Here is a 1,939-nt window from a genome sequence, read left to right on the forward strand (position 1 = left end):
ACTTCGTGCTGCGGCCGTGGCTCGAGGTCGACCCGGATGCCGAGTTGCCCGGTGCCGGGCGGGCCGCCGACCTGCTCGCACGGCTCGGTGACGGCGCAGGCGGGACCGGCGGTTCCGGCGGGAAGGAACGGGCATGAAGCGCACCGGAGCGGGCGTGCTGATCGCCGCGGTCGCGATCGGCTTCGTCGCGGGCTTCGGGATCGATCAGTTGCTGACCGCCGTCGGGCGCCCGACGTTCACTCCGTCGCTGCTGCTGCCGGTGCTGCTCGTGCTGCTGGGGCTCGCGCTCGTGCTGTTCGCACTGCCGATCCGGCGCGCGATCGTCGGCGCGCCCGGCGGCCGAGTCGATCCGTTTCGCGCCGTCCGGATCGCGATGCTCGCGAAAGCCTCGAGCATCGTCGGCGGCGTCGTCGCGGGCGTCGCCGGGGGACTGCTGACGTTCCTGCTGACCAGGCCCGTCGCGCCCTCGTTAGGCTCGATGGGTGCCGTGATCGCGGCCATCGCCGGCGGCCTCGTCCTCGTGGTCGCCGGCCTGTACGCCGAGCACCTGTGCACGATTCGGAAGGACGACGATGACGAACACCCCGGACCTCCCTCTCCCCCCGACCTCGGACTCTCCCATCACGACTGATGCGGAAGTCTCGCGACCTGACCCAGACTTCCTTACCCCACGGCGCGGCAGCGCCACTGAAGAAGCTGATGCGGAAGTCTCGCGACCTGATCCAGACTTTCTCGCCCCACGGCGCGGCAGCGCCACTGAAGAAGCTGACGACGGCGTGCCGGCAGCGGGGCTGGATGACGGGACGTACGACACCATCATGGAGCCCCGCGGCGCGGGCCGGTTGCCGCTCGACGTCGGTGACGGCGTCTGGCATCAGATCTCCCGCAGCTACGTCGTCGTCCAGCTCATCTCGACGCTCACGCTCCTCGTCCTGGTGATCGGTGTGGCGCTCGTCCTCGCGTTCGTGCTGCATCAGGTGTGGGTGTGGATCCCCGCCGGCGCCGTCGCGGTGATCATGCTCTGGATGCTGGCCATCCTGCCGCGGCAGGCGCGCTCGATCGGCTACCAGCTGCGCGAGGACGACCTGGTGTTCCGCCGCGGCATCCTCTGGCAGCGCATGGTCGCCGTCCCGTACGGACGCATGCAGCTCGTCGATATCACCCACGGCCCACTCGATCGCGGTTTCGGCATCGCGCAGCTCAAGCTCGTGACCGCCGCCGCGGCGACCGGCGTGACGATTCCCGGGCTTACGCAAGAGGCCGCCGAGCGGCTGCGCGACACCCTCATCGCCGTCGCCGAGACCCGACGGACGGGCCTGTGACCGACTCCGACCTCCCTGCCCCGCCTCCGCCCACCGCGGTTCGCCCCCCGGACACCGTCGAACCCGCCGCCGTCGCCGAGGTCCGGTCGCCGCTCAGCGACGGGGAATGGCACCGCCTGCACCCGCTGACGCCGGTGCTCCGTGGCGGGCTGTTCCTCGTCGTCGTGATCGGCATCATCATCGCGAACCTGCGCGACCGACTCATCGGTTGGCTGATCCCGGGCTTCAGCGACCTCGAGCAGTACGAGGGCGACCCCGTCGACTACGTGCTGACCAACGGTCTCATCCTGGTCGCGGCGCTCGCCGTCCTCGGCGTGCTCCTCGTGATCGTGGGGTGGTTCTACGTCTCGTGGCGATTCCACACGTTCCGGATCACCGGTGACGACGTGGAGGTGCGCACCGGCATCCTGTTCCGCACCCACCGTCGTGCGCCGCTCGATCGCGTGCAGGGCGTCAACCTCACCCGGCCGATGGTCGCGCGCCTCCTCGGCGCGGCGAAGCTGGAAGTCGTCGGTGCGGGCCTCGACGCGAACGTGAAGCTGGAATACCTCTCGACCGCCAACGCTGAGGCGGTGCGCGCCGACATCCTGCGGCTGGCGTCGGGGCGCCAGCTGCAG

3 protein-coding genes are annotated in these 1,939 nt (G+C 70.4%); all 3 read left to right on the top strand.

The genetic code is table 11. The features are described from left to right. Nucleotides 1–133: 133 nt before the first annotated feature. Nucleotides 134–631: a DUF3180 domain-containing protein gene (locus WBP48_RS18090; protein ID WP_424442153.1), complete on the top strand. Its 498-nt coding sequence runs from the start codon at nucleotides 134–136 to the stop codon at nucleotides 629–631. 187 nt (nucleotides 632–818) lie between these two features. Then, the gene (locus WBP48_RS18095) at nucleotides 819–1,322 is read left to right on the top strand and encodes a PH domain-containing protein (RefSeq protein WP_424442155.1); all 504 of its coding nucleotides are present in this window, start codon (nucleotides 819–821) and stop codon (nucleotides 1,320–1,322) included. Continuing rightward, nucleotides 1,319–1,939, top strand: a 621-nt coding sequence (locus tag WBP48_RS18100) for a PH domain-containing protein (RefSeq protein WP_424442154.1), incomplete at its 3' end; no start/stop codon positions are given. The genes WBP48_RS18095 and WBP48_RS18100, both read left to right, overlap by 4 nt.

It is taken from the genome of Microbacterium sp. (genome assembly GCF_049661145.1).
Classification (GTDB): domain Bacteria; phylum Actinomycetota; class Actinomycetes; order Actinomycetales; family Microbacteriaceae; genus Microbacterium.